20 protein-coding genes are annotated in these 24,284 nt (G+C 48.7%); 7 read left to right on the forward strand and 13 right to left on the reverse strand.

What is annotated here, in order from left to right; genetic code table 11:
- The first annotated feature begins 55 nt into the window (after window positions 1–55).
- From AC58QM_RS25590 to AC58QM_RS25605, 4 genes are all read left to right on the forward strand, one after another.
- On the forward strand, window positions 56–859 hold the full coding sequence (locus tag AC58QM_RS25590; RefSeq protein WP_497287655.1) for a helix-turn-helix transcriptional regulator: 804 nt from the start codon (window positions 56–58) through the stop codon (window positions 857–859).
- 103 nt (window positions 860–962) lie between these two features.
- Window positions 963–1,937 carry an ABC transporter substrate-binding protein gene (locus AC58QM_RS25595; RefSeq protein WP_497287656.1) on the forward strand — a complete coding sequence of 325 codons (975 nt, stop codon included), beginning with the start codon at window positions 963–965 and terminating at the stop codon, window positions 1,935–1,937.
- Between the two features lie 4 nt (window positions 1,938–1,941).
- Window positions 1,942–2,961, forward strand: coding sequence for a FecCD family ABC transporter permease (locus AC58QM_RS25600; protein ID WP_497287657.1), 1,020 nt, complete (start codon window positions 1,942–1,944; stop codon window positions 2,959–2,961).
- Complete coding sequence (locus AC58QM_RS25605) at window positions 2,958–3,956, forward strand: FecCD family ABC transporter permease (protein ID WP_497287658.1); 999 nt, start codon at window positions 2,958–2,960, stop codon at window positions 3,954–3,956. The genes AC58QM_RS25600 and AC58QM_RS25605 overlap by 4 nt, the downstream gene beginning before the upstream one ends.
- Before the next feature lie 111 nt (window positions 3,957–4,067).
- Here AC58QM_RS25605 and AC58QM_RS25610 read toward each other — a convergent pair whose 3' ends face one another.
- Entirely contained in the window at window positions 4,068–5,102 is a 1,035-nt protein-coding gene (locus tag AC58QM_RS25610) for an AraC family transcriptional regulator (protein WP_497287659.1), read from the reverse strand.
- Between the two features lie 117 nt (window positions 5,103–5,219).
- Here AC58QM_RS25610 and AC58QM_RS25615 point away from each other — a divergent pair, with 117 nt between their 5' ends.
- Window positions 5,220–5,804, forward strand: coding sequence for an NAD(P)H-dependent oxidoreductase (locus AC58QM_RS25615; RefSeq protein ID WP_497287660.1), 585 nt, complete (start codon window positions 5,220–5,222; stop codon window positions 5,802–5,804).
- A gap of 61 nt (window positions 5,805–5,865) precedes the next feature.
- Here AC58QM_RS25615 and AC58QM_RS25620 read toward each other — a convergent pair whose 3' ends face one another.
- From AC58QM_RS25620 to AC58QM_RS25640, 5 genes are all read right to left on the reverse strand, one after another.
- Entirely contained in the window at window positions 5,866–9,492 is a 3,627-nt protein-coding gene (locus tag AC58QM_RS25620; protein ID WP_497287661.1) for an Npt1/Npt2 family nucleotide transporter, read from the reverse strand.
- 156 nt (window positions 9,493–9,648) lie between these two features.
- Window positions 9,649–10,083, reverse strand: coding sequence for a DUF6526 family protein (locus AC58QM_RS25625; protein WP_497287662.1), 435 nt, complete (start codon window positions 10,081–10,083; stop codon window positions 9,649–9,651).
- A gap of 4 nt (window positions 10,084–10,087) precedes the next feature.
- The gene (locus AC58QM_RS25630; protein WP_310501655.1) at window positions 10,088–10,312 is read right to left on the reverse strand and encodes a DNA-binding protein; all 225 of its coding nucleotides are present in this window, start codon (window positions 10,310–10,312) and stop codon (window positions 10,088–10,090) included.
- A gap of 79 nt (window positions 10,313–10,391) precedes the next feature.
- Entirely contained in the window at window positions 10,392–11,156 is a 765-nt protein-coding gene (locus AC58QM_RS25635; RefSeq protein WP_497287663.1) for a GTP pyrophosphokinase, read from the reverse strand.
- Between the two features lie 127 nt (window positions 11,157–11,283).
- Complete coding sequence (locus AC58QM_RS25640; RefSeq protein ID WP_497287664.1) at window positions 11,284–13,023, reverse strand: methyl-accepting chemotaxis protein; 1,740 nt, start codon at window positions 13,021–13,023, stop codon at window positions 11,284–11,286.
- Window positions 13,024–13,919: 896 nt separating this feature from the next.
- Here AC58QM_RS25640 and AC58QM_RS25645 point away from each other — a divergent pair.
- Window positions 13,920–14,579, forward strand: a complete 660-nt coding sequence (locus AC58QM_RS25645; RefSeq protein WP_497287665.1) for a transmembrane-type terpene cyclase — start codon at window positions 13,920–13,922, stop codon at window positions 14,577–14,579.
- A gap of 50 nt (window positions 14,580–14,629) precedes the next feature.
- Here AC58QM_RS25645 and AC58QM_RS25650 read toward each other — a convergent pair whose 3' ends face one another.
- The 5 genes from AC58QM_RS25650 to AC58QM_RS25670 form a co-directional block, all read right to left on the reverse strand.
- Window positions 14,630–16,753: a CocE/NonD family hydrolase gene (locus AC58QM_RS25650; protein ID WP_497287666.1), complete on the reverse strand. Its 2,124-nt coding sequence runs from the start codon at window positions 16,751–16,753 to the stop codon at window positions 14,630–14,632.
- A gap of 12 nt (window positions 16,754–16,765) precedes the next feature.
- A complete protein-coding gene (locus AC58QM_RS25655) occupies window positions 16,766–17,926 on the reverse strand; it encodes a dipeptidase (protein ID WP_497287667.1) in 1,161 nt (386 codons plus the stop codon).
- Between the two features lie 12 nt (window positions 17,927–17,938).
- On the reverse strand, window positions 17,939–18,910 hold the full coding sequence (locus AC58QM_RS25660) for an ornithine cyclodeaminase family protein (RefSeq protein WP_497287668.1): 972 nt from the start codon (window positions 18,908–18,910) through the stop codon (window positions 17,939–17,941).
- 119 nt (window positions 18,911–19,029) lie between these two features.
- The gene (locus tag AC58QM_RS25665; RefSeq protein ID WP_497287669.1) at window positions 19,030–19,521 is read right to left on the reverse strand and encodes a CcdC protein domain-containing protein; all 492 of its coding nucleotides are present in this window, start codon (window positions 19,519–19,521) and stop codon (window positions 19,030–19,032) included.
- Window positions 19,522–19,654: 133 nt separating this feature from the next.
- Window positions 19,655–20,707, reverse strand: coding sequence for an NAD(P)/FAD-dependent oxidoreductase (locus tag AC58QM_RS25670; protein WP_497287670.1), 1,053 nt, complete (start codon window positions 20,705–20,707; stop codon window positions 19,655–19,657).
- Between the two features lie 222 nt (window positions 20,708–20,929).
- Here AC58QM_RS25670 and AC58QM_RS25675 point away from each other — a divergent pair, with 222 nt between their 5' ends.
- Window positions 20,930–22,204 carry an MDR family MFS transporter gene (locus tag AC58QM_RS25675; RefSeq protein WP_497287671.1) on the forward strand — a complete coding sequence of 425 codons (1,275 nt, stop codon included), beginning with the start codon at window positions 20,930–20,932 and terminating at the stop codon, window positions 22,202–22,204.
- A gap of 293 nt (window positions 22,205–22,497) precedes the next feature.
- On the opposite strand, the gene AC58QM_RS25680 is transcribed toward AC58QM_RS25675, so the two are convergent.
- Window positions 22,498–23,310, reverse strand: coding sequence for a thermonuclease family protein (locus AC58QM_RS25680; protein WP_497287672.1), 813 nt, complete (start codon window positions 23,308–23,310; stop codon window positions 22,498–22,500).
- Between the two features lie 181 nt (window positions 23,311–23,491).
- A complete protein-coding gene (locus AC58QM_RS25685) occupies window positions 23,492–24,148 on the reverse strand; it encodes a hypothetical protein (RefSeq protein WP_497287673.1) in 657 nt (218 codons plus the stop codon).
- Window positions 24,149–24,284: the final 136 nt, after the last annotated feature.

The raw sequence follows: 24,284 nt of genomic DNA on the forward strand, positions 1-24,284 counted from the left end.
TGAGCATGTTCAATTAGACTAGATGTGTAAGCACATACGAAAGGACTGCATCTCAGTGAATTTCCATCAAATGATCCCGCTTGTACCGCTAATTGATCATATCCAGGTGGCTTCTTCCGCCTTAGCAGTCGCTAGCTCACCCAACAAATATCAACTGGTTATTGTCCGTCAAGGTCATCTTACCTTGCATTGGTCTGGGCAGGAGCCGATTATTTGTTCCCAAGCCTATGCCTGTCATCCCGAGCAAGGTGACTACACTATACAAGTACCCAAAACCAAAATCGTCGATTACGTTATCATTACCTATACGATGCTGCCTGAAGACCATTCTTGGACCTTACAGGGGCATCTCACAACGTTGAGTGAAATCAAAATCCACTATATGCTCGATGAAATTATCCGCAGAACGCAAGACCATGATCCGTTGACAGTCTGGGAAGACACGACGCATATCATGCGAATGAGAATGATGCTAGAGCGCATTCTGTTTATCTATCTCCATGAATCCGATTTGACCCACGAGAAAAAGTCAGCTTCAGAGTCAATTGAAGGTACGATTTCCTATATGAACGAGCATTACATGCTCGAGCTTACTTTGCCGATGCTGGCCCGTCGTGCGGGAATGAGTGTGGGGTATTTTACGGTTTTATTTAAAAAAATGACGGGAAAGACGCTCATGAGCTACTTATATGCCTTGCGTATTGAGAAAGCTAAGATCATGTTTCTGCAGACAGATCTACTGGCCAAAGAAATCGCAAGCCGCGTTGGCTTCGTCGATTACTTCCATTTCAGCAAAGTATTTAAGAAAAGGACGGGCTATACGCCTTCCGAGTATGTCACCCTCCACGCTAAAATCTAATAATAAGACATGTCCGATCTGCATATTGGACATGTTCTAAGGAACTATTATTCGGTATCATACTAATTGAGAATAATAATCATTGTCACGGGGGAATTCATCAATGAAATCATTTTTTACTCGTATTAGCCTTATCGCACTGATCAGCGTTTTTGCACTAAGCCTTGCTGCTTGTGGCAAAGCGACGAATACCGAATCAGCTGCTACAACCGCACCAGCTGCCTCTAGCCCAACACCCGCTGCCAAAGCAGACGGAAAGATAACCGTTCAAGATGCTGTAGGTACAGTTGAATTGCCTAAGAAGCCTGAACGTATCGTAGCGATGGAATTCGGCTTCACAGACATCCTTGTCTCTCTTGGTGTACAGCCAATCGGTGTAGCGGACGATAGCTCTGCAGACCTTTTGATGGACCCGGTAAAAGCTTTGTTGAAAACTTACACTTCGGTCGGCTCACGCTACGAGCCTAACATTGAACTTATTTCGTCCCTTAAACCAGATTTGATTATCGTAGATATTAATAAGCATAAAGCTGCCATTCCACAGCTCAAAGGTATTGCACCCGTTCTTGTTTTGGATGACTTCCAAGCGGATTACAATCAAATGCTGAAGAATGTAGGCATTATCGCACAAGCTGTTGGTAAAGTAGAAGAAGGCAAGAAGCGCCTTGCTGAGCACCAAACGAAGGTTGAAGCGATGAAAAAGAAACTAGCCGCATCGAACCTTAGTGTTCTTCCGGCAGTTGTGAATCCAAAAGGCTTCTTCGCACACTCCGATCATGCTTATAGCGGCTCTTTTCTGACTATGCTTGGATATACTGATCCTGTGAAAAATGCGACAGCTTATCCACAGATTACCCTGGAGCAATTAGTAGAGGCGAATCCAAAAGTCCTATTCTTGATGCCGACAGAGAAAGTTACCATCGTACAGGAGTGGGAAAAGAACCCGCTATGGCAAAAAATCGATGCTGTTGCTAACAAAAAAGTGTTCACCGTTGAGCGACGCGACTGGTCCTTATCCCGCGGAATGATTGGGTCTGAGAAAATCCTCGACGATATCGTGAAGAATTTGGGGCAGTAGTTCGATGAACCAACCCATAAACCTTGAGAAGCAGAGCCGTAAATGGCCTCTGCTCTTCCTATTTTCTGCGAGCCTATTTGCGATTCTAATCGGAATTATTTCTAGTCTAAAATGGGGCCAATCCCCCGTGTCATGGCACACGTTGTTCGAAGCTGTGACCTACCAAGGCAGCGATAAAGCTCATCTCTATATCCAAACGCTGCGCTTACCGCGAGCCCTCATGGCTTGCATCGTCGGGATGCAGCTTGGATTGGCAGGGTTGCTCACCCAGCTCACGACCAAAAACCCGCTAGCTTCCCCTCACATTTTCGGCATCAATGCGGGTGGAGCTTTAGCGGTTGTCGTTGGACTTGTTTTTTTTCCACATTTCGGCAACATGGGATTGATTGCTTTTGCCTTTGTCGGCGCAGCACTTGGAGCTCTGCTCGTCTGGTCACTCGCTGGAACGGGCAGCAAACAATACGTCTATATTGCGCTCGCTGGCATCACGATCCACTTCCTCCTGTCCTCGTTGACGGAAGGGGTCATTATTCTTAATCAGCATGCGACAGACAGCATGATTTTCTGGTTGGTTGGCTCTTTAAGTCAAGCCGCTTGGACCGAAGTGCGCGTAATTCTTCCGTTTTTTATAGGAGGCATGCTGCTATTTGCGTTCATGCTCCCTTCGTTTAAACTGCTGCTTGTCGATGATGAAATTGCCACTGGGCTTGGTCAACGCATCACCTTTGTGCGTGGCATTAGTGTCCTGCTCGTCATTGTACTAGCTGGCTCCGCAGTAGCCTTATGCGGCCCTATTGGCTTCGTCTGCTTAATTGTGCCGCATATTGCGCGCGCATTAGTAGGTACGAACTTGGTCGTTCTCGGACCGTTAACAGCTTTACTTGGCGGGATTCTGCTGTTATATGCTGATTTTCTTAGCCGTTTTATCGCATTTCCCTTCGAGTCTCCGGTCGGAATCGTCACTTCCTTGATTGGCGCTCCGTTCTTCATTTACCTAGCGTTGAAGCAACGGAGGGCACGATGATGACCTTAAAAGCCTTACGGATCCCTGTTATTTCATTGATCGTAGCTTTCCTTATTATGATTGTCCTAGCCATCATCAATGCTCATGTGGGTGCGGTTCGCATCCCTTATCACAATGTGTGGGCGGCTCTTACGGATGCGAAGCATCCTTCGTATTTTATCGTGCACCAATTGCGCTTGCCCCGCATATTGGTTGCTATATTGGCTGGCTTTGGACTAGCCGTTGGCGGCGTGATTCTCCAAAGCGTCATTCGAAACCCTTTGGCAAGCCCCGATGTTATCGGGATTACCAAAGGAGCTGGCTTTATGGCCGCTGGAGTCATTTTCTTATTTCCTAAGCTGCCAAGCTATTACTTACCGATTGCCGCTTTCGTCGGGGCATTCGTTGCCTTCCTTTTGCTGCTCTTGTTAAGTCGCCGCTTAACCCTTCGTCCCTCCCATCTGGCCCTAGTGGGCATTGCGATTGGGACGATTTTTCAGGCTGGCATCCAGTACTTGATTGTCCGCCATCCCAGTGATATCAATGCCGCGCTGCTTTGGCTCTCGGGCAGTCTATGGAATCGCAGCTGGAACAACGTATACAGCCTGCTGCCATGGATTGCCGTGCTGTTGCCCATCGTATGGGCGAACTTCGCCAAGCTGAACGTGTTTCAGCTTGGTGACGAGATGACCGCCGCGTTGGGCGTGCGGATCGAACGGCAGCGCTTCTGGCTGCTGCTGCTCGCAGTGGCGTTGGCCGGCATCTCCGTGTCGGCCGTCGGTGCGATCGGCTTCATCGGCCTGATCGCGCCCCATATTGCGCGGAGCCTCGTCGGCGGCCGGCACCAGTGGTTGATCCCGCTCGCCGCCTTGATCGGCGCGGATCTTATGCTGCTCGGCGACTTCGTCGGCCGCGTCATTATTATCCCACGGGAGGTCCCCGTGGGGATTATGACGGCGCTCATCGGAACGCCGTACTTTATTTATTTGCTGCGGCGGGAGCGCCGACGGCGCTAGCTAGTGTGCAAAAAGGCAACAAAGGGGCGCATCCTGCCTCTTTGTTGCCTTTTGTTATGTTCATTTTGTCGTTTATAAACAACGAAATAGCTGTTTGCGGCGGCGGATTCCTTAGAGCCGCCCCGAACTTACTACCTCGCGCTCGCGCTGACGGTATTCTCCTGGCGTCAAATTCGTCCATTTCCGGAAAGTCGTCTGGAACGCACTCGGCTCTGAGAAGTGCAGCAAATAGGCAATCTCTCCGATCGTATACTCCGGTTGTGCCAAATAACGGATAGCAAACTCCTTGCGAACCTCATTGGCCAATCGATTATATGAAGTATTCTCCGTCTTTAGCCTTATTTGAAGCGTTCTAGGACTCATCAAGAACTCTTTGGAGGCTTCCTGCAAGCTCGGAAAATGGGACGGCATGCATGCGATGATCCACTTGTTCAGGTTACTCGTTAGTACGGAGTAATTTGAAAAAAGCTTGGCACTAACCTCCTCAGCCATCGCTTGAAAGACGTCTAACAGCCGCGTATCCGAACCAACAATCGCATAGTCTAGTATCTCTTTGCTTAACCGCATCGAATTGACTTTCTGATGGAAAAGCGGAGTAGTCCCAAAAACAACCTCATACTCTTCGATTTGCGACGGCGGGGCGTGCATGAATCTAATCTCTTTAATCGGGAGAGGTCGACAGCTTAAAGTGAGCAGCGTCTGATAGAAGGAGGCCGTCATGCACTCAATAAAGTGCCGGCCGGGATCTTCAAGCGAGTTGCTGAGAAACACGGAAATAACGACATCCTCATTCTCCATAACAATGTCGATGTTAAAGCCACTGCAATCGATGAAGTTATATTTCTGATAAGCCGATAGCGCTTTTCCCAAAGTCTTGGAATGCATCATGACATAGCCAAGAACGCCTAAATCAGAAAGGCTCAAACGTTGACCCTGATGAAGCCCGAACATATCATCACCGGTATATCGAGCTGCTGCCTGGACAACACGCTCAAAGTCACCTTGAACGATGCGAGCTTCTGGAATTCGGAACAAACTGGCATCGATTCCCGCGTAAGCGCAAAAGGAATCCCAATCGTACCCACTAAGCGCCATCGTCTTCATGATTGGAAATGCAAGAGACACGGATACGTCGTCCCTGTTCATTCAACTCCCTCCTTCCTTTGCGCGAATGATCAACTTTTTCGCGTTTTTCATCATTTTGTTATCCTGCCTCCGGGCTTATTATTGCATTATAACGATCATAACATAGAGGTGTTAATTATGAAAAATAACAACATTGCCGTAATCATTGGACACCCTTATCCCGAAAGCTATTGCAACGCGTTAGCACAAGCCTATACAAAAGGTGCATCCAGCAGTGGAGCCGAAGTTCGTGTCATTGATCTCGGACAAATTCATTTTGATCCCAATCTGAAGCACGGCTACCATAACCGGACAGAATTAGAGCCTGATTTAGTAGCTGCGCAGGAGACGATCCGCTGGGCAGATCATCTTGTATTCATTTATCCAAATTGGTGGGGCTCGATGCCGGCGATCATGAAGGGCTTCTTCGACCGTGTGTTTCTACCAGGCTTCGCCTTCAAATCCAAACCTAATTCTTTTATGATTGAGAAGCTGCTTAAGGAGAAAACCGCGCGCCTCATCGTGACGATGGATTCTCCACCCTGGTACTACCGCCTAGCTTTAAAGAGCGCCAATCACCTTATTATGAAGCGCGGCATTCTGCATTATGTCGGCATCAAACCTGTAAAGGTCACTGAGATTGGAATGGTTAAGTTTAAGAAGAAGGAAGTATTGGAGCAATGGTTACGGAAAGTCGAGGGACTCGGAGTTAAAAGGGTTTAATAACAGCCCCAATCCAAAAAGGATGCCAACCCGTCACCGCGGTTGGCATCCTTTTGTCACTTTAGATCATGCCTCGCAGACGATCTGCAATCACGCGCATCATGCTGCGCAGAACATCGATGTTCTGGAAGCAGAAGCTCAGCACGAGATCACGATGCAGCTGAAGCAGCACGGTTGGTTCCTTCGCGGTGCAATCCGCCGAGCGCGGGCCACTGTCGATGATAGCCATCTCGCCGAAGAAGGCTCCTTCTCTTAGCAGCGCGAACTCCTCGCTACCACGGTGGACGCGGATACTTCCCTCGATGATCCCATACATGGTGTCTCCGAAGTCACCTGCCCGACAGATCGCTTCACCAGCTTCATAGGCAACTTCCTCGACCATTTGCGCCAACCACATGAAATCATTGGGGCCTAGATGCGCAAAGAGGTCGATTTTCTGCAAGACGAGGATACGCCGTAAAATTATTTCATCTCTCGTCAATTCCTTGGCATCCGCAGTTGACTTCATCTCCGCTGCAGCCGCCTCATCTTGTGCAAGTTTCAGCTCGGACTGTGCCGCTGCATCCCTCTTATCTGGCTCTTGCACACGTTCTTGCACAGGCTCTTCCTCTTGCTGCACGACTACAGCTTTCCCTTGACCACGCTCCAACTCAGAGCGCAATCTGCGGGAAAGCAGCTTCATCATTTCAACTGCAATGCTTGTCTGATCAAACATCATATCGTAGAACACAGACGAGTCTAACCGCCACAGTACCATATTCTCTTCTGCACGTATCGTAGCTGTACGTGCACTATATGTCAGTATCGCCATTTCACCGAAGCAATCGCCTGAGTTCAACCCTCCGAGGAGCTGATTGTTGCGATATACGCCAGCTCTGCCCTCATCTACCAGCATGAGGGAATCTCCTGGATCGCCCTCTTTAATAATGGTATTTCCTTGGGCAACGACCATTTGATGCAATCGCTTAGCAATAACAGACAAGTCTCTGCTCGTAAGACCCTGAAACAGAGATACACGACGAAGCAGCTGCACACGATGCATCAGATCAGCAAGCCCGACATTCGCAGACGAATCTGTCTTACGATGTGTATGATACTGGATCGTTTGCGTCAGCCACTCGTCTCCTTGCTCCGCTAACCAGCTCAAATGCAGATTGAGCTCGACCTTACTGACGGATACTTTCATCAGCTTCCGCGAACCAGCCATGAACTTGGCCATCTCCGTGCGCAGAGCGCCTTGAAGCGTCTGATCGATAACCTCTTCGGCGTTAGCCTGTTGACGTGAATCCCCTTCGGACCAGTCCAGATATACCGCCTGCATGGTCTGAGCATCATTTACTAATGCTAGCAGTAAGAAAACACGCCGAGATATCGCTGTACGAATTTCGCCAATAATCTTCTCAATTTCCGTAAATTCTTCTACGCCAATCACGCTTGAACCATGCTCAGCAAACTGTGCATAGAGCTGCAATTCTTGCAAAATATAGGCCTCCACTTTCCGGCCATCCAGCTGAGGCAATTGCTTACTCATACGTTGCAACGCCTCTAAAATACGGTCGCGCAGCGCATAGGGCGCTTTCTCATAGCAAGCAAATAACATGTCCATCGCCCGTTGTGTCCCAACTCGCTCAAACACCGAAGGCAAATACAAGCTTACTTCCTGGTGCTCTAAATAAGGTGCCAAGTGCGGCAGCACATCATCTTCGTCATAGGCAGCAAGTGCGTCAATGGCATAGCGCCGGGTTTGGCTATCTTTTAACATACCAATAATCGGCACGAGTAACGGAGGAACGTGAAGAATTGCCGCTGACTCCAAGGCACGAATACGAACCTGCGGACTGTTATCCTGCAAAAGCGAAATGAGCGGCTTGTAAAAGTTTTTCACACGGATTTGTCCGAACAACGCCGCCATCGCGATTCGTTCCTCTTCGTGCCCGCTTTCCATCATGGCTTTCAGCTTCCCTACCGCACGGAACATACCTTCAATACTGTAGTATTTGACTAAGCCAGCAATGGTTGCCGCTTGAACCTCAACAGACGGATCCTCTAAATACACAGTTAGTTCATCGACATAATCTTCTTTCGCGTAGGCTGATAGGGCAATAATAGCCTTGGCTCTAACCTGTACATGATCTGATGCAATTAAGGTCTGCAGAGTCGGTTCAAAGCCTTCAGGCACCCTCAACTCCACGTAGGCCAACGCCTCTAAACGCATTTCAGGTATAGGGTGTTGCAGCAAGCCATCTAGATGCGGAGTTAAGTCGAAAGAGCTCGTCTCCTTCAAAAGCCCAAACGCATACAGCGCTTGCTGCTTGTCCGAACCATGCAACGTATCAATTAAGATTTGCCGAGTAACAGAATCCATAAGATTCAGCTCGACCTTTTGCAAGTCGTCGCCGCCTGTTTTGAGATTGGACAGGAGCGTCGTCAAGTATGCTTTCTTGACCTTGATACCCGCAAAAATCCCCACAACAAGCAAAACTAACACGAGATAACTTAGCTTCTCAGGGGCTACGAATCGTGTAACGAGGAGAAGACAGATGGCCGCAAATCCTTTGGCACCATTACGGACAATCCCGTCCAAGAAACCTTTCGCTTTATTCCGCCATTCCGGAGGGACCGGAAACATCACTAATTGGCTGACCGAGGAATATATCGTGTCGCCGACGACTTTATCGCTACCTTTGACAACAACCGCCATAGCAAGAACCGGCAATACAAGAATGCCGAGACTCCCCGCAAAGAGCGCAATCGGGAAAATCAACAGCGCTGTCATCACACCGAATCGCGTAATCACACGCCCCGAGACGAACAATTGCACACAGAGGGCAATCAAACCAGAGAAGCCGTAAAAGCTTCCCATGAAGCCGGCTAATGCTTCGTTTTGCAAGGTGCCGCGTAGAATGACTTTGAATTGATAGTCAATTAAAGTTAACGAAACGACGAGCGCAGCGGCTAAAATAGCGACATATTTGAGATGCGGCACACTCGCGAAAAGACCGCCTTTTTGCTGGACGGAGGACGACTTTGCAGTAGGTTTACGCGTCTGGGCTGGCTTCGAATCACCGCTGTCTTGGGTCATGCCCAAAATAACAAACACCGCAGCAAGACCGAGTAATTGCAGACCCGCGTACACGTAAATCAAATTCGCCGTACCTACAAGTGGAACAAGGACTTTAAGACCGAAGCCGCTTAAAATCCCGCCCATAATTCCCCCGCTGCCTACAAGTCCGATCATTTGTTTCGCCTTGCGCTGGTCCATCACCGATGTAGCGAACTGCCAGAAGCAGACGATCATCAGAAAATTGAACACATCATAGCCGATATAAATGACAGGAAACACCCATCGCAGCTCCATCCCTACACCGAATCTAGAGATCAAAACGAACATCGAAATCAATGGAATCATCAGTTTGAGGAGTGTTTCTAAGCGTACCTTGGGAGAGTATCGTTGGAACACGATCCCTGCCGTAATCATGACGAGTGCCTGCGGCAAGTACATCAAAGACAAATAGGAATTATCAAATCGACTTAGAAATAGCGTGTCCGCCGCCGTTCGACCGATCGTTGAAGCGGATACTACAAAGAATAGATAAGCAAATAGTAGAAATACCTTCCTATATTCCTTCTTATCCTCCGTAATTTTATCTATAAAAGAATGATACGTTTTACTTATACTGCTGCTCACCAAGCCACCTCATTCTAAAATCGAACCAATACGATTCTCCCTAAAATTGTACCAGAAGTCCTAGGAAAAAATAACTACTTTTTGCGCAAAACTGTGTGAAAAATCACAAAAAAAAGACATCATCCGCGGATGTGTCTTCTTTTTAGTAGACATTTATTAAATTCTAAAATGGTCGCCTCTCCAACTGCGAATCGCTTTCTTAATCGCATCTGGGGCCATTCGCTCCGCTGCTGCCTTCTTACAAAGTGCAGGAAATTCTTCATCCGATGCAAAACGTAAAGCTGTAATTTGACCCATCGTTAACTTCTTATCCAACAACTCCTGTGTCAGAACGAAATGCCGCAGGTTCTCCTCCGCTCGAATCGCCCGATCCTGTGCTTTGATTGGGTAAGAACGTATCAAGAGAAAAATCACAACCACTATGACTGCAATGAGGACAAACATGACCGCTGGCAACACCTGATCATTAGCTTGTATAGCGCTTATTAGATCCATAATGGATAGAACCACTAAACCTAGCGCCAACAATGAAAATGCATAGTGAAACAACGGATGCATACGTCGATGATTGACATAATTTTGAACCTTCATCTACTTATTTCCCCACAATCTCAGTAATCTCACTCTCTAATAACAGGTAACGGTGCACACTTCGCATGATCGGCACTTTCGTTAAATTGTTCTTGTCCACATATTGCTTCATCTGATCTTTCGACATACCTAAGATTTTGCCCGCTTCCATTACCGTGAGTACCGCTTCATTGCTAGTCGCGTTGAAGGTTGTCTTCACCTTTTGATTCCAGTCTTCAAATGATTGCATGTTTTCGCACCCTTCTCAATCCGATCCTTCTATTATAGCACGAATACACCTGCATCACCCAATTACCTTCATCTGCCACCTAGGACTCCTCTTCACTCATAAGGGCTAGCAGCGCTTTCGGCAACGCGAATTGCTGATTACTAATCATAATCTGATTCAAGGCATCCTCGGCAATATCCGCTTGTTCTTCCTTAATCACGCTGATCTCGGCATGCAGCCGTTCCATCTGTGAATCGAGTGCTGCCGCGGAGGCCGCTGCTTGCTTTAACTCCTCCAAGAGACGGGCAGGTACAGCTTGGTTGCCTTCACTAAATTTATAAAATATCTTATGCTCCAAACTCGCCCAACAGTCCATCGCAATCGTCCGAATTTGAACTTCCATACAGACGCGCTCTTCGCGATCTGACATATGGACAGGCACTTCAATCAGCAGATGCAAGCTTTGGTACCCATTCGGCTTCGGGTTTTTGATATAGTCTTTTTCACTCAAAATATGTAGGTCGTTCTGATTTCTCAGCATCTCAGAGATCACATAAATATCGGATACGAATGAGCATGTAATTCGCAGACCGGCGATGTCTTTCACACTGCCTTTAATACCTTCAAAAGAGAGCTCTCCGCCTTTTCTCATCAGCTTTTGAAAAATACTCTCCGGTGATTTCAACCGCGACTTTGTATGTTCAATTGGATTATATTCATGCAGCATCTCGAATTCTTGAACGAGGATATCAATCCTAGTCTCCATTTCGTCCAAAGCAAACTTATAGGTCATCATGAATCGGGTGATGTCGTTCTTGAACTTCTTCAAATCATTCATCGATAACTGATTCGTGAGCATATTCATACGGAATTCCATCCTTTGGTCATATAATGCTGTTCTCTGCTAGTTTAAATCACGGAGATCGCCAGAAGCAAATATTGCGAGCAGAAAAGACACCACGAGGGTGTCTTAAGTGTCCGTTGTATGTATATTAGTGCATTTTGTACGTATTGATCACGTCTTGCAAGTCTTGGGCGATACTTGCGAGCATCTGGGAAGACGATGTAACCTCCTGTGAGGACGCTAGCTGTTCTTCCGTTGCCCCTGCCACACTTTGCGACAACTCTGAAGTTATTTTTGCTACATGTTCCATGTTCGTGACCGTTGCGGAGACTTGCTGTGAACTTGCAGCCATTTGCTGCGCAGCCGCTGCTGTTTCTTGAATCTTGGAAGCCACTTCGTCTGCGGAGCGAACAATGGCTTGGAAGCTCAGTTCCGTACGATCGACGGATTGCAGTCCTTTTTGCACTTCAACGAGTCCAGCATCCATCGCTTTTACAGCTTCTTGTGTATCCTTTTGAATGTTGGTAACCACACCTCTGATCGCACCAACCGACTCTCCAGTTTGCGTAGCTAGCTTGCGAACCTCTTCAGCGACTACAGCGAAGCCTTTGCCTGCTTCACCAGCACGTGCCGCTTCAATCGCTGCATTCAAGGCGAGGAGATTCGTTTGCGTCGCAATCTCGCCGATCATTTGTGATACTTTACCGATATTCTGGGAGTGCTCAGCCAACTGATGAATCGTCTGATTCGCCTGTGTAACCGCACTGCTTAAAGCGTGCATACTCATCGTTACATGTTGAACATCCGCTTGACCGTTGCGTGCTTGTTCTGATGCGTTAATCGATAGATCGGACACGTCCGACGTCGTTTCCGCAATGCGCTGCACGCCAACTGCGATTTCATCCATGGCACGAGCACATTCCAGCGCATTAATTCGCTGCGTTTCCGCTTCTGCAGCAATCGTCTGAATGTCGACCGCGACATGCTGGGAGGCTTCGCTATTTTGCTCCGAGCTCGCATACAATTGCTCGGACGAGGAGGCCACAGCGCTGGATGATTCCTGCATACGGGCCATGACTTCGCGCATCTGCCGCATCATGCCATTTACAGCTTGAACGAGGACGCCAATTTCGTCTTTATTCGTAAAATGCAGCTCCGAAGCTGTCAGATCCCCTTCTGCCATACGATCCAGCACGTGAGATGCAGCAATAACCGGTCTCGTAATGTTGCGGACAATTACCCATGTAATTGCTACAGATAACAACACGGCGAGGATCAATAGACTAATACCGCTTACGATACTGCTGCGATACGCAGCTGTATTCTCTGCCACACTTTCATCTGCGCCTTGTTGGTTGAAAGCAACCATTTTGCGACTTATCGTTTGTACAAAATTATAGCTTTGTGTTAGCTCATCATAGAGCCTAATTAATTCAATCTCGTCAGTTGCTTTCGTGTACTTGACGTAATTGCTTTTTAGATTGCCCCATTGTTCTAGAATCATGTTGTAATTTTTCTTATCTTCGTCATTAGCTAACGAGGTGCCATAACTGTCTATCGCCTTGTCACCCTTGATGATTGTCGCTTGAATATCACGCGTTAACTCTAGCTTCAATGAGGCATCCTTCTGACCATGGACACCTACCAAATCTTTCGCAATATGCTCCGTCAAATAACTGAATTCCTGAATCAGCTGAGTTCCAACCATCCAGTTCTGAGCAATTTCCGTCATATCCTGCTTCATATTTTTCATTCTTACCATATCGGTAAGACCCAAAATACCCATAAACAGTAGAATGACTGCAAAGGAACCAATAAGCTTCTGCTTCAAATTCATTTTTACCTGCGTACGTCTCATCCACTCTTCTAATCTAGCTATCGCTTGCATCCAAATCCTCCGACATTTCAATTTATGAGAATTCTCTCTCTCTTTATCCCAAGCCTATGTTATCGGAAAATTGTAAGGAGAATTCCATAGAAACTATTAACTCGGTATGAGTTTAACTAACATTCTTCCAATTTTAGTCACAAAATGGTCAAAGGATTGGATGAGCGGGGGTTGGCGTGGAAGGGCGGAACTGGCTGGCGGACATAGAGGGCGGGGGGACAGGCGGGGCGTGTGGGGAATGGGGCAGGAGTTGGCGCGGACATAGTAGGGGACGGGTTGCGTGCACAGGTTGGACCAGTGAGGCGTGTGGGACGAGCGGAAGACTGACCGGAGAACGCGAGAGCTCCCCGAGTAATTAACTGTAAAAACTACAGCTAATTCCGTAAAAACTAGCCGATTTGAGAGAATTACTGGATAACCTACAGTTAATCTCGAGCATCTCACATCAATCAGCAAATATACGAAAAATTAACGGCATATTTTCCAGTTATTTTACATTTCCAGCTACTATCAGAAAAAATTGATGTACTTTTGCATCTTTTGAACAATTACCACCTCGCCTACACACACCAACCTTCCTATCCAGCCAGAATTCCAACTTTCAGCACTATTCCTACTCTAGCATCATCTCCCCCCTTTATTACTCTCCCAATATCTATAACCACACATCCAGCATGCACCATCATTTCACCTTCACAGTTAATTACTCATAAACCTTATTCACTCTTCCAACCTCCTTCACCATCCCACCACTCCCAGCGATCCCCGTAGGCTAACCTTCTAACGCCCCCCTCCCTCTCAAAATGAACGTACGAGAAGACAAGTTCCTCTTCTTTTTTCCGGAGGTTGTACATAGAAATGGAAAGAGACACCCTCGAAAGGATGTGCGTCCCACTATGGTGATGCAACACTTGCTGCCTAATCAAATGGAGCTCTTCCTGCAATATGGACTAGCTATTTTTTGGACGGTCACCTATATCCTCATCATTATCCAAGGGTTCAAGGATCGTGCCTGCGGTATGCCGTTACCTGCGATTTGCGCTAACATTACGTGGGAGTTTCTCTTCGCCTTCGTGATGCCTTTCCACCCGCTGCAGATGATTGTTTCGCTCGTTTGGCTTCTTCTGGACTGTGTCATTCTGTTCCAGGCTGTCTACTTTGCCAAACCCGAATATCCACCACGTCTGCTCTTACCTGCGATCTTTTCCTTGCTTGTCATCGCCTTGCTGCTCCATGTCGGTATGATCGTAGAATTTCATGATCAAGAAGGAAAATACACAGCCTTTGGCATCAATTTGATGATGTCGCTCCTGTTTATCCAGTTGCCTTTTAAGCAAGGGCTCAAAGGTCAGACTATTTACATCGCCTATTACAAAATGATCGGCACCCTGTGTGCATCCGTACTCTGCTACTCGCTGTACCCGGACTCCATCTTATTATTACTGCTGTGTGTGCTTACGACGGTAGCGGACATTGTATACATCGTGATAATTCATCGCGCTTTGCACATAACGAAAGGGTCGAATGTCACACTGGTACCTACCCTCCGCGCCTAGCAAAAAAAGACACCTTGTTGAGGTGTCTTTTTCTCTTCCTTATTCTTTTTCTACGCCAAAATCGGCAGCTTCACATGGCTCGGATACGCCTCCGAGTGGTAAATCTTCTGCGTCACCACGACTGGCTGCGGATCCTCATACGGATTCAAGCCGGTGTTCGTGTTCGGGAACGCAATCATCTTACTGGACGAAGTCACCGTAAATCGTAAGCGATGCCCGACCGGGAAAGTATGCGCGATATTCTGCATGAAAATCGCGTACTTCTCGACCTGCCCCGGCGTCAGAAGCGCCGGCTCATCCAACCCATTGCGGTACTTCGCACGCACGATGTAGTTGGACAGCTTGATGGAGTTCCCCTTCGGGTCCACATCGCTTAAGGTCACAACCCAATCCGTGTCTACGCCTGTACTCGACGCGTACAGCTCACACGACAGCTCGCCCGCCACGGTCACGGGCTCCGCCAACACCTCGCTCGTGTACACGAGGATGTCGCTGCGCAGCTCATGCCCCCGCATGTTCTCCGGCTCGCGCTCGCCGCTGTCCGCCACGGGCTCCTCCGGATTGTACACGTACGCATCCGAATCCGCCTGTTGCGGTCGCTCTCCGAGCGTCAGCACGCCATCCCCAAGGCTCGAGTTGGCTCGTCCGCCGCTGCCCAAAAACCACTTCGTCGCCGTCGCCTCGCTCGGCGTCCAGTCATCCGACACGCGCCACTCATTGGTGCCGACCACGTAATAACTAGCCCTAGGCTCCTGCTCGATGCCATTGGCGACACCCTTCAAAAACCGATCGAACCAGCGCAGCACGTTCACATCATAGTTATACACAACGGCATCGTTGCCGAAGCTGGTGTCCAGCAGATCACGGGCGCGATTCGGGCCGTGTTCCCAGGGTCCGAGCCAGATTTTGCGGTTAGGCACATCATGCTTGGTCAGCATCCGCCATGTCTCGGATACACCAGCGCTGTCGCCGTCATACCAGCCTGAGATCACAAACATCGGCACCTTCACTTGATCCCCGCGCTCACTATACGTGCAATCGCGCCAGAAATCATCGTATTCCGGATGCTCGCTCCAAATATCCCATGGGCCGGAGGCCCGACCGATCATCTGCTGCGGAATCTCGCGGATCGGTCTCGCGTCGACAGCCTTCTCCGGGCTGACCGTCCGCCCCCCGAAGATGTCAAAATCCGTCCGCGTCCCCACCGACTGCGCCAGCGTCCAACACAGCAAAGGCCACGAACACACAGTGCCGCCCTTGCGCACCGTATCCACGAACGGCGAACCGACGTTCACTTCGTTCACGACGGCCTTCAAGTTCGGGTGCCCGCTCGTCGAAGCAGCGGTAACCACATACCCCAAGTACGACGCGCCCCACATGCCGACGTTGCCGTCGGACCAGTCTTGCGCGACGATCCAATCGATCGTATCCGAACTGTCGTCACGCTCATAGAAAAACGGCACGAGTTCCCCTTCGGAATCGGCGCGTCCGCGAACATCCTGATTGACGACGGCGTAGCCTTTGTTCGCCCACCGCTTGAAAAACACCTTCCGCATATTGCGGTCATAGCACGTGCGGATCAGAATTGTCGGCAGCTTCGTTCCTGGCGCCACGCCCTCCGGCAAATACACATCCGTTGCCAAACGAACGCCATCGCGCATCGGCACTAAATCAGTCCCCAGATCATTCACACCATACTGCGCAGCTGAAAGCCGCGAATCCGCATACTCCACAAGCGGTGTCACAGCTTCATAACCGTCCACAACCAGCACTTCCATACCATAGCGGTTCGGTGCCACGAATGCCACCACACAGCCATCCACGGTCACAATATCGAGCGCGGTATCCTTACGCAAAGCCCAAACCTGCGAAACGACCTCTCTGCCCGCTACTTCACCCGTGTATTGGATATGCCTTTCATAACGCTCGCCATTACCCAGCACGACGGCTTCACCCTGCCACTCCACACCCGCATAGTGGGACTGATTCGCACTAATTTTGTGCAAAGGAAGGATGTAGCCAGCCGTCTCTGCCAGCACATTCTCCTGCATCTGCGTGCGCCGACGTGCATCCACTTTAGCATGCATAATGGCACGCTCCGTAAAACGAATCGTCCCTTCATACACACCAGCCGCATACAGCTTATAACTGCTCGTCCATCGCTCTCTCGTCATCTCCGCCATCTCCTATCCGCACACCGCTTCAAACACGCGCAGCCAGTTTCCGCCCATCATTTTGCGAACATCCTCATCCGAGTAACCTCTTGCCACCAAACCACGAGTAAAATTGATAAAATAGCTATATTTCTCAAGCCCTTTCACCGTTTCCGTCGAAGGTCCATCCCCTTTGGCGAAACCGATACGAGGCGCAATATGCTCTTTAAAATAAACCAACGACCACGCCACATCGCTCATCGGCCAGTCCGTGCCAATGCCGACATGGTCCACGCCGACCAGTCGGACGAGATAATCCATATGATCGAGCACATGCTCAATTGTCGTATCATTCGGATCCCCGTGGACGAACCACGGCATCGCGAACACACCAATCACGCCGCCAGTCGCAGCGATTGCCTTAAACTCCTCATCGCTTTTACAGCGCTTATGGTTATAAATCGCCTCAACACCCGTGTGCGAAGCAATCACTGGCGCTGTCGAAAGCCGACACGCGTCCAATGTCGTTTGTTTGCCGCAATGGCTCGTATCGACGATGATGCCTAGTTCATTCATTTTTGCAATGAAACGCGTACCAAACTTACTCACGCCGCCGTTCGCCTCTTCCATACAGCCGGAAGCAATATAATTCTGATTGTTGTATGTAAGCTGCAGCACTCTCAGCCCAAAATTGTACATCGCCTCGAGCAGCTCCAGATTTTTGCCTAAGCCGTCTGTTTCTTGTGCGGTTACTATCCCCGCCTTCAGGCCATTAGCCTTCGCTGCACGAATTTGCTCCGCCGTTACTGCCTTCACAAGCCAATCGTTCGCATCAAATTGACGCTGAATATCCCCCATGCTGATCAGGATCTTGTCCACACTAGACACGTCCAATTGACGATTCCCTGCCGTAATGCCTGAACGGTACCACTCCTCTTTAAACTCCGAGATTTCTCCACGAGCGGCCATGTCATGAATGATTTTGCTCGGCATCGCGCTGTATGCCCATGAATCCTCCTTAAAAGGCTCACACGCCTCCCGAACGCTCTCAGAAATAGCCTCTGGAATTGCCTTCGGGGACAGCGGTCCCTGGAACAAAAGATCGATAATAATCGAGCTCTCATGCAGCTCTCGTGCGCGTTCCTCTTGCTCTGGTGTAAGATGGAATGGATATAGTCCTTCTGTTGAATTCATCGATGCTCACTCCTAGAAGTCAATGTGGGTTCCTTTGTGCGTGCGAATCGCTTCCTTGTAGATGTAGTGCGCTGCTGCAAGATCTTCGCAGGCAAGTCCTAATGATTTGAAGAGTGTGATGGACGTGGTAGAGCGTCTTCCTTCTTTCAAGCCCACCAACAGCTCCCCAATTTCAGCTAAAATGTGGTCCTCACCGATCGCCCCTTCCTGCAGAGGGATCAGATAATCACCCGCCTCGTTCACGGCGGACTCCGTGCGGTCTACGAACAGCTCAGCCCGTTGCACTAGCTCGGTGTCGAGCTCGCGGTCTTTGGCTCGGCAGGCGCCAACGGCGTTCACATGCGCGCCTTCCTTGATCCAGTAGCCCTGCACGATCGGCGTCGTCGACGCTGTGACCGTGCAGATAATATCCGCATCCGCGACCGCCTCCTGTGCGGATAATGCACACGAGACGAGGACCGCCGGATAGCGGCTTGCCGTCTCGGCTCTCAATCTTTCGGCATGGGCCGGGTTCGGCCCCCATACCTGGATCTTCGTGATCGGGCGCACCAGCAGCATCGCCTCGATGTGCGTACGGGCTTGCTCGCCCGTACCGATCACGGCAAGGGTCGCGGCCTCGGGCTTAGCCAGCAACTTCGTTGCTGCTGCGCTGACCGCTGCCGTGCGGATGGCGGTGATTCGGGTGCCATCCACAATCGCCTCCAATTGACCGTTGGTCGAATTGAACAGTGAGACAAAGCCTTGATGGGACGGGAAGCCTTTTCCATGATTACCAGGAAAAACGGTGATCACCTTGGCCCCAACCTTCTCATCTCTTTTTAAATACGTCGGCATGAGCCCCATCACATTGCCACCTTGCAGCGGAACAACGGATCGTAGTGCTTGTACAGCTTGTCCATTCACCAAATCAGCGAGGACCGCCTCCATGATATCGATGCAAGCTGGCATCGCAAGAAGTTCTTGCACTTCGGTTGACTTGATCACTAGTATGGTCATCACCTGCTTATATGTAGTTCTTTTTATTATAGCAAAGTCAGAGGCAGTGGGGGAAACTTGCGAATTGAAAAAAGAGTACCCCAAGGGTACTCCTAATCGCTGTCTTTTTAGCTAGCACTAACCTTCCTGTACTTGAGGAAGCTGCCAATCCGCCAGACACAAATGTATAAATACGCCATGACCATCGTTAGCACAGCGAATTCTGTTGGATCCAAGCCTTTAAAATATTGTGACAGAATCAATCGAACCGCAATGACTGCAACGATCACATATTTAAAGTTCGGGTTAGGCTTCGAATAAACGAATCCATCCTCCCGCTTCTCATACCCCGTGTGGTACAGCATAATACTGCCTAACGCCACGCCGAGCACGCCTGCACACAGCAACTCCCATATAGCGGGTATATGAAAAGGATGATCTGGTATATGTGTCAGCGAGTTAATACTAAGCCCGAACACAATGAGAAGCAGGAAGACTGGAATCAGCATGCCTCTTCCTTTATTCCGAATGGGTTTTGCTTTCCCTCGTGTTCGAAGCCAAATAACTAAAATAATAACAACAGCACCAATGCCATAACCGATGAGTGTTTCCGTGTTCATTTCATAGTGCTCCTTTCGATGACTAGTAGTATGAAAATTATACGGTCACTCATAAGAATTTACCTCCGTCTTGAGACGGAAAAAAGCACCCCGCAGGGTGCCTAGTTGATTGGATATATGTAGCTTATCCCGATTAGGATTGAAACATTTGTTTCACTAATTCTTTATTACGCTTCTTAAATGCTTGATTGTGCGAAGAGACCATCCCGAACTTCTCTGCTGTAGGTTGGATGTACTGTTTCGCTTTATTCACCGCATTCGCCGCGTCTTGGAAGGCGCCCGCGATCAGATGCACTTTGCCTGGATGATTAAGAATATCCCCAGCTGCATAGAGTCCTGGCACAGAGGATTCACTGTTCGCATTACCCGCGATATAGTAATTCTCCGCTCTCTCGATTTCAATTTCACTATTCTCAAGCAAGGTCGTGTCACGATCATAGCCATGGTTGATAATCACTTCATCCACCAACACAGATGAAACTGCTCCCGTTTCGTGATTCGTCAGCTCAACACGTTCAATAGATGAATCCTCACCAGCAGCAAATAACTTTGTAATGGACGTATTTAAGTGGCAGATCGCTGTGCTGTTCTGTAACTGTTTCACTTGGGCTTCGTGTCCGGTTAGCTGCTCTTTACGATAGCTCAGAATGACCTGCTTGGCGACAGGCTCTAGTTCATTCGCCCAGTCCACAGCCGAGTTGCCGCCACCTGAAATGACGACGGTCTTGTTCTTGAAGCGCTCAAGCGACTTTACCGTATAGTTCAAATTCGAAACTTCGTAGCGCTCTGCACCTTCGATCTCTAGCTTTTTGGGATTAAGGATGCCGGAACCGACAGCGACGATTACGGTTTTGGAGTAGTGCAGCTTGCCCGAAGTTGTGCGCAGAACGAAGATATCATCTTCGTTTTTACCGATAGCTTCCACTTTCTCATTCAACACAACTTCCGGGCTGAACGTAAGCCCCTGCTCGACAAGCTGATTGATCAGCTTTGCTCCTGGCGTCGGTGTAACACCGCCAACGTCCCAGATCATTTTTTCGGGATACACATGTATTTTACCGCCTAGATGCGGTTGAAATTCAATGATTTTGGTCTTCATTTCACGAAGTCCACTATAGAAAGCCGAGTACAGACCTGCTGGTCCCCCGCCGATAACCGTTACATCAAACAATTCGTTCTGTTCCATGCTCACATTCACTCCTTAAGTCACCAATTGCGATTGAGAATCATTATTAATGAATGATACTGCGTTTTGGCGATTTTATCAACAGAAAAAATGCTGAATGAACCGTGAAGGCCTTCTCTAACAGATAACTGGAAATATTCTTCCTTATATCTGCCTTGTTTCCGTACGAAGAATGGTAGTATGATAGGGTGACACTTATATTAACCAGAGGTAAATTAAATAATGAAGATCAGAGATTGGGACATTAATTTAAAAATCCGCCTCGGCGGAGAAACTGCTTTTAACGTTATTTTCTGGGCATTTTTCCCGTTTTTATCGATCTATTTTGCCAACTCATTCGGTAAAGGCTGGACAGGTGTTCTTCTGATTTTGTCACAGGCGCTTTCCGTCTTTGGTAATCTGCTAGGCGGTTATAGTGCGGATCGGTTCGGCCGGAAACGGATGATGGTGATTGCTGCTCTAGGACAAGCCCTAGGTTACGGGATCTTCGCACTTGCCGCTTCTCCCTGGCTTGCCATGCCTGTTATTAGCTTCATGGGCTTCAGCTTGGCTAGCTTTTTTGGCTCCTTGTACTGGCCAGCCAGTCAGGCTATGGTCGCAGATGTTGTGAAAGATGAGCATCGCGCCAGCGTGTTTGCCATCTTCTATACCGCCGCGAACATGGCCGTCGTCGTCGGACCTTTGCTCGGCTCTCTCTTATACAAGGACAATCCCTATCTCGTACTGGCCGCGGCTTCGGTCTTCTGCGTTTTGCTCGCACTCATGATGGCACGTCGCTTAAATGAGACACTGCCGCAGCAACTAGCCGATCGCCATCGATTAAAAGCTGACACCCCTTGGTACCATGCCATTGCGGTCCAGCTGCGCGACTACAAAATCATCGCCACAGACCGTGTATTCCTGCTATTCGTCATTGCTGGCGTTCTGCTTTCGCAGACCTTCATGCAGCTGGATCTGCTCTTCCCCGTTTTCTTGGAAGAAACCATGCCGTTGACGACGATCTTCTCCTATAATGACTGGGATCTCCAGTTAACGGGCAAGCAGCTATTTGGCTTGATTGTCTCCGAGAATGGTTTATTCGTCGCCATTTTCACGGTCATCGTGACCAAATGGATGCTGATGTATCGCGATCGCTATGTGTTCATCGGCGGGGCGCTTTTCTATGCGCTGGGCATGGTCATGTTCTGCCAGATGTCCACTTTCTGGGGACTGACAATCGCCATCGCCGTCTTCACACTTGCTGAGCTTATGTCAGCAGGACCACAGCAAGCCTTCGTGTCCAGATTGGCGCCGGATCATATCCGCGGTCAATATTTTGCTGCCTCCAGTTTGCGCTACACACTGGGGCGCACCATTGCACCGCTCTCCATCCCGATTAGTAGTTGGATTGGCTTTACGTGGACGTTCATCTTGCTGGCGGCACTTGCTGTTCTGTCAGCAGCCATCTACAACATGATGTTTAATCAATACGATCGACAAACTGCGTCGGCACCATAGACGCGGTTGAACAAAAAAAGCACCCATAAGGGTGCTTTTTTGGGAGAGGAGGCATCATCCTGTACAGATTCATTTCAGTTATCGTTGCTGCCTTAGTCTTCATTTCCATTTATATGATTTCTTTAAAAATTGTACGATTTGTCATCTTAGATCACTTAACGCTGCGCTTACAACTGCAAAGTCTGGTTGAGATCGTAACTTTGCTCATTATCGCAGTTACTTCATTGGTGTCAACGGTCACCTTGCTGAGATATCTAGTGCGACATCGATAGCGGTTCGCATGGTCGAGTCTACTATTTGGCCTCACAAGCAACGCCATCGCCGTCACCATCCAGCTTGGCACTGTAACCAGGCTCACCTCGCTTGATGTTATACGCTCCAGCCGCATTCGCCTCCTTGCAGGAGTTATAGGATGCGGTTGGTTTGGATTGCGAAGTAGCGCTTGGCTTCGGAGTAGCTGTTCCAGCTGCGCCCCCTTTCACCACACCTTCATGAAAACCATCCTCTTGCGCATAATTTTCCACGCTCCAGATGTTCAAGCCTTTCTGCTGTGCCTGCTTCTGAATCTCCCGGAACTGATCCACATATTTCACATTAGGCGGGTAGATATAGGCCACGCGGGCATACCCATTTTCCAGCAGCAGCGCATTGAACATCTTATCCCCAATGTAGAGATAGCATAGCAATCTGCCGTATTTATCCCGCTCCGACACATCCATTTCCAGTTGGACATCTTTGCCTGTCAGCATCGTTTTTGCATAGTTGGACGCATCCAGCGCGAATGGTTGCACCGGCTTCTCAGGATCTACACTCTCTGGCGTATCCACAAGAAGTAAGCGAATTGTTTCTTCTTTGACTTTGCCGCCCTCTGTAAAAGAGACCTTCATCGTATCGCCATCAACGACACGCGTAACTTTGGCTGCGATGCGATTATTCGTCGCCGACTTGCCTGCCACATCCGCTGTCCCTGCAGTGGCAACAGTTGATGACTTGCTGCCTTGTGCAGCTGATTGACTACTCTCTACCTCGGAAGGGCTGCAAGCCGTTGCCAGCAGCATAAGTAGGCTGAGTCCAACAGCGACGATCTTTCCTTTTGCGATTATCATGAATTCCTCCAAGTGATGACTGTTTCTATCTGTCTATGAAAGTATAGCAGACTTCAGACCTGGATGAATTCATAAGCATGAAAAAAACGGCTTCCGCCGTCGTATTCGTACTCGATATGCCCATTGATCTGAAATCATCGAACTAAATCGCCTCAAACAGCCCCGCGTCAATTTCTACGAATCACCGCGTAATCACTTGGCCATCAGGCTTTACGATAATCAGCCGATTCATGCTTGTCATTTTGCTCGCAGCAGCCATTCCATTGGTTGGAGGTGGAGGCACAGGAGGTGACGTTCCGCATGAACAATCCTTGCTGCATTGCGTAATGGAAAGGTCGCCGTCCGGTACATTTACGTTAAAGGTGCCAAGCAACGAGTTTTCACTGTCCAAAATATCTAGGCCAGCAAAAGAAAACATGACAACGTCATCTGTCGCACCTAGTCTTTCTACTAAAGTAATTGCATAAGGACCTTGGAAGGTTATCCCTAGGAAATTAAAATAACCTGAACCGCTTATTTCTAATACCGTATCTCCTGTAAGCGAAGTATAACATTTCGGAAGACTAAAGGAGTTGGACGTAAATGAACCGTCCTCCACGGTAAAATAGATTAAGCTCCCCTCCATCCTACAATTGGGGCAAATTTGAAAACGCAACGTCAGTTCTTCCGCTTCCACATAACTGTTGACCATACCGCTGCAAGAGCAGCATTTTTTCTCTTTCTTCGACGACGCGTTTCCTACATTAACATTAATAATTGGTTTTACCGAAACTTCAATTTTGTTTTTTTGCTCTTTCTTTTTATCCTCCACAGTCCCTTCATCCTTTCTAGTTGGCATTAGGCCCTCAGGGACAAGGACCAATTACTCTATTCTATGAATAGTAACTAGTTAAGGTATGGGGACATACATAGCATTCATGTACCTATTTACGCTTCCTATCTTACAAAATCACATCATACTTCAAAGTTTTGTA

The sequence above is a fragment of the Paenibacillus sp. J22P165 genome (assembly GCF_059692015.1).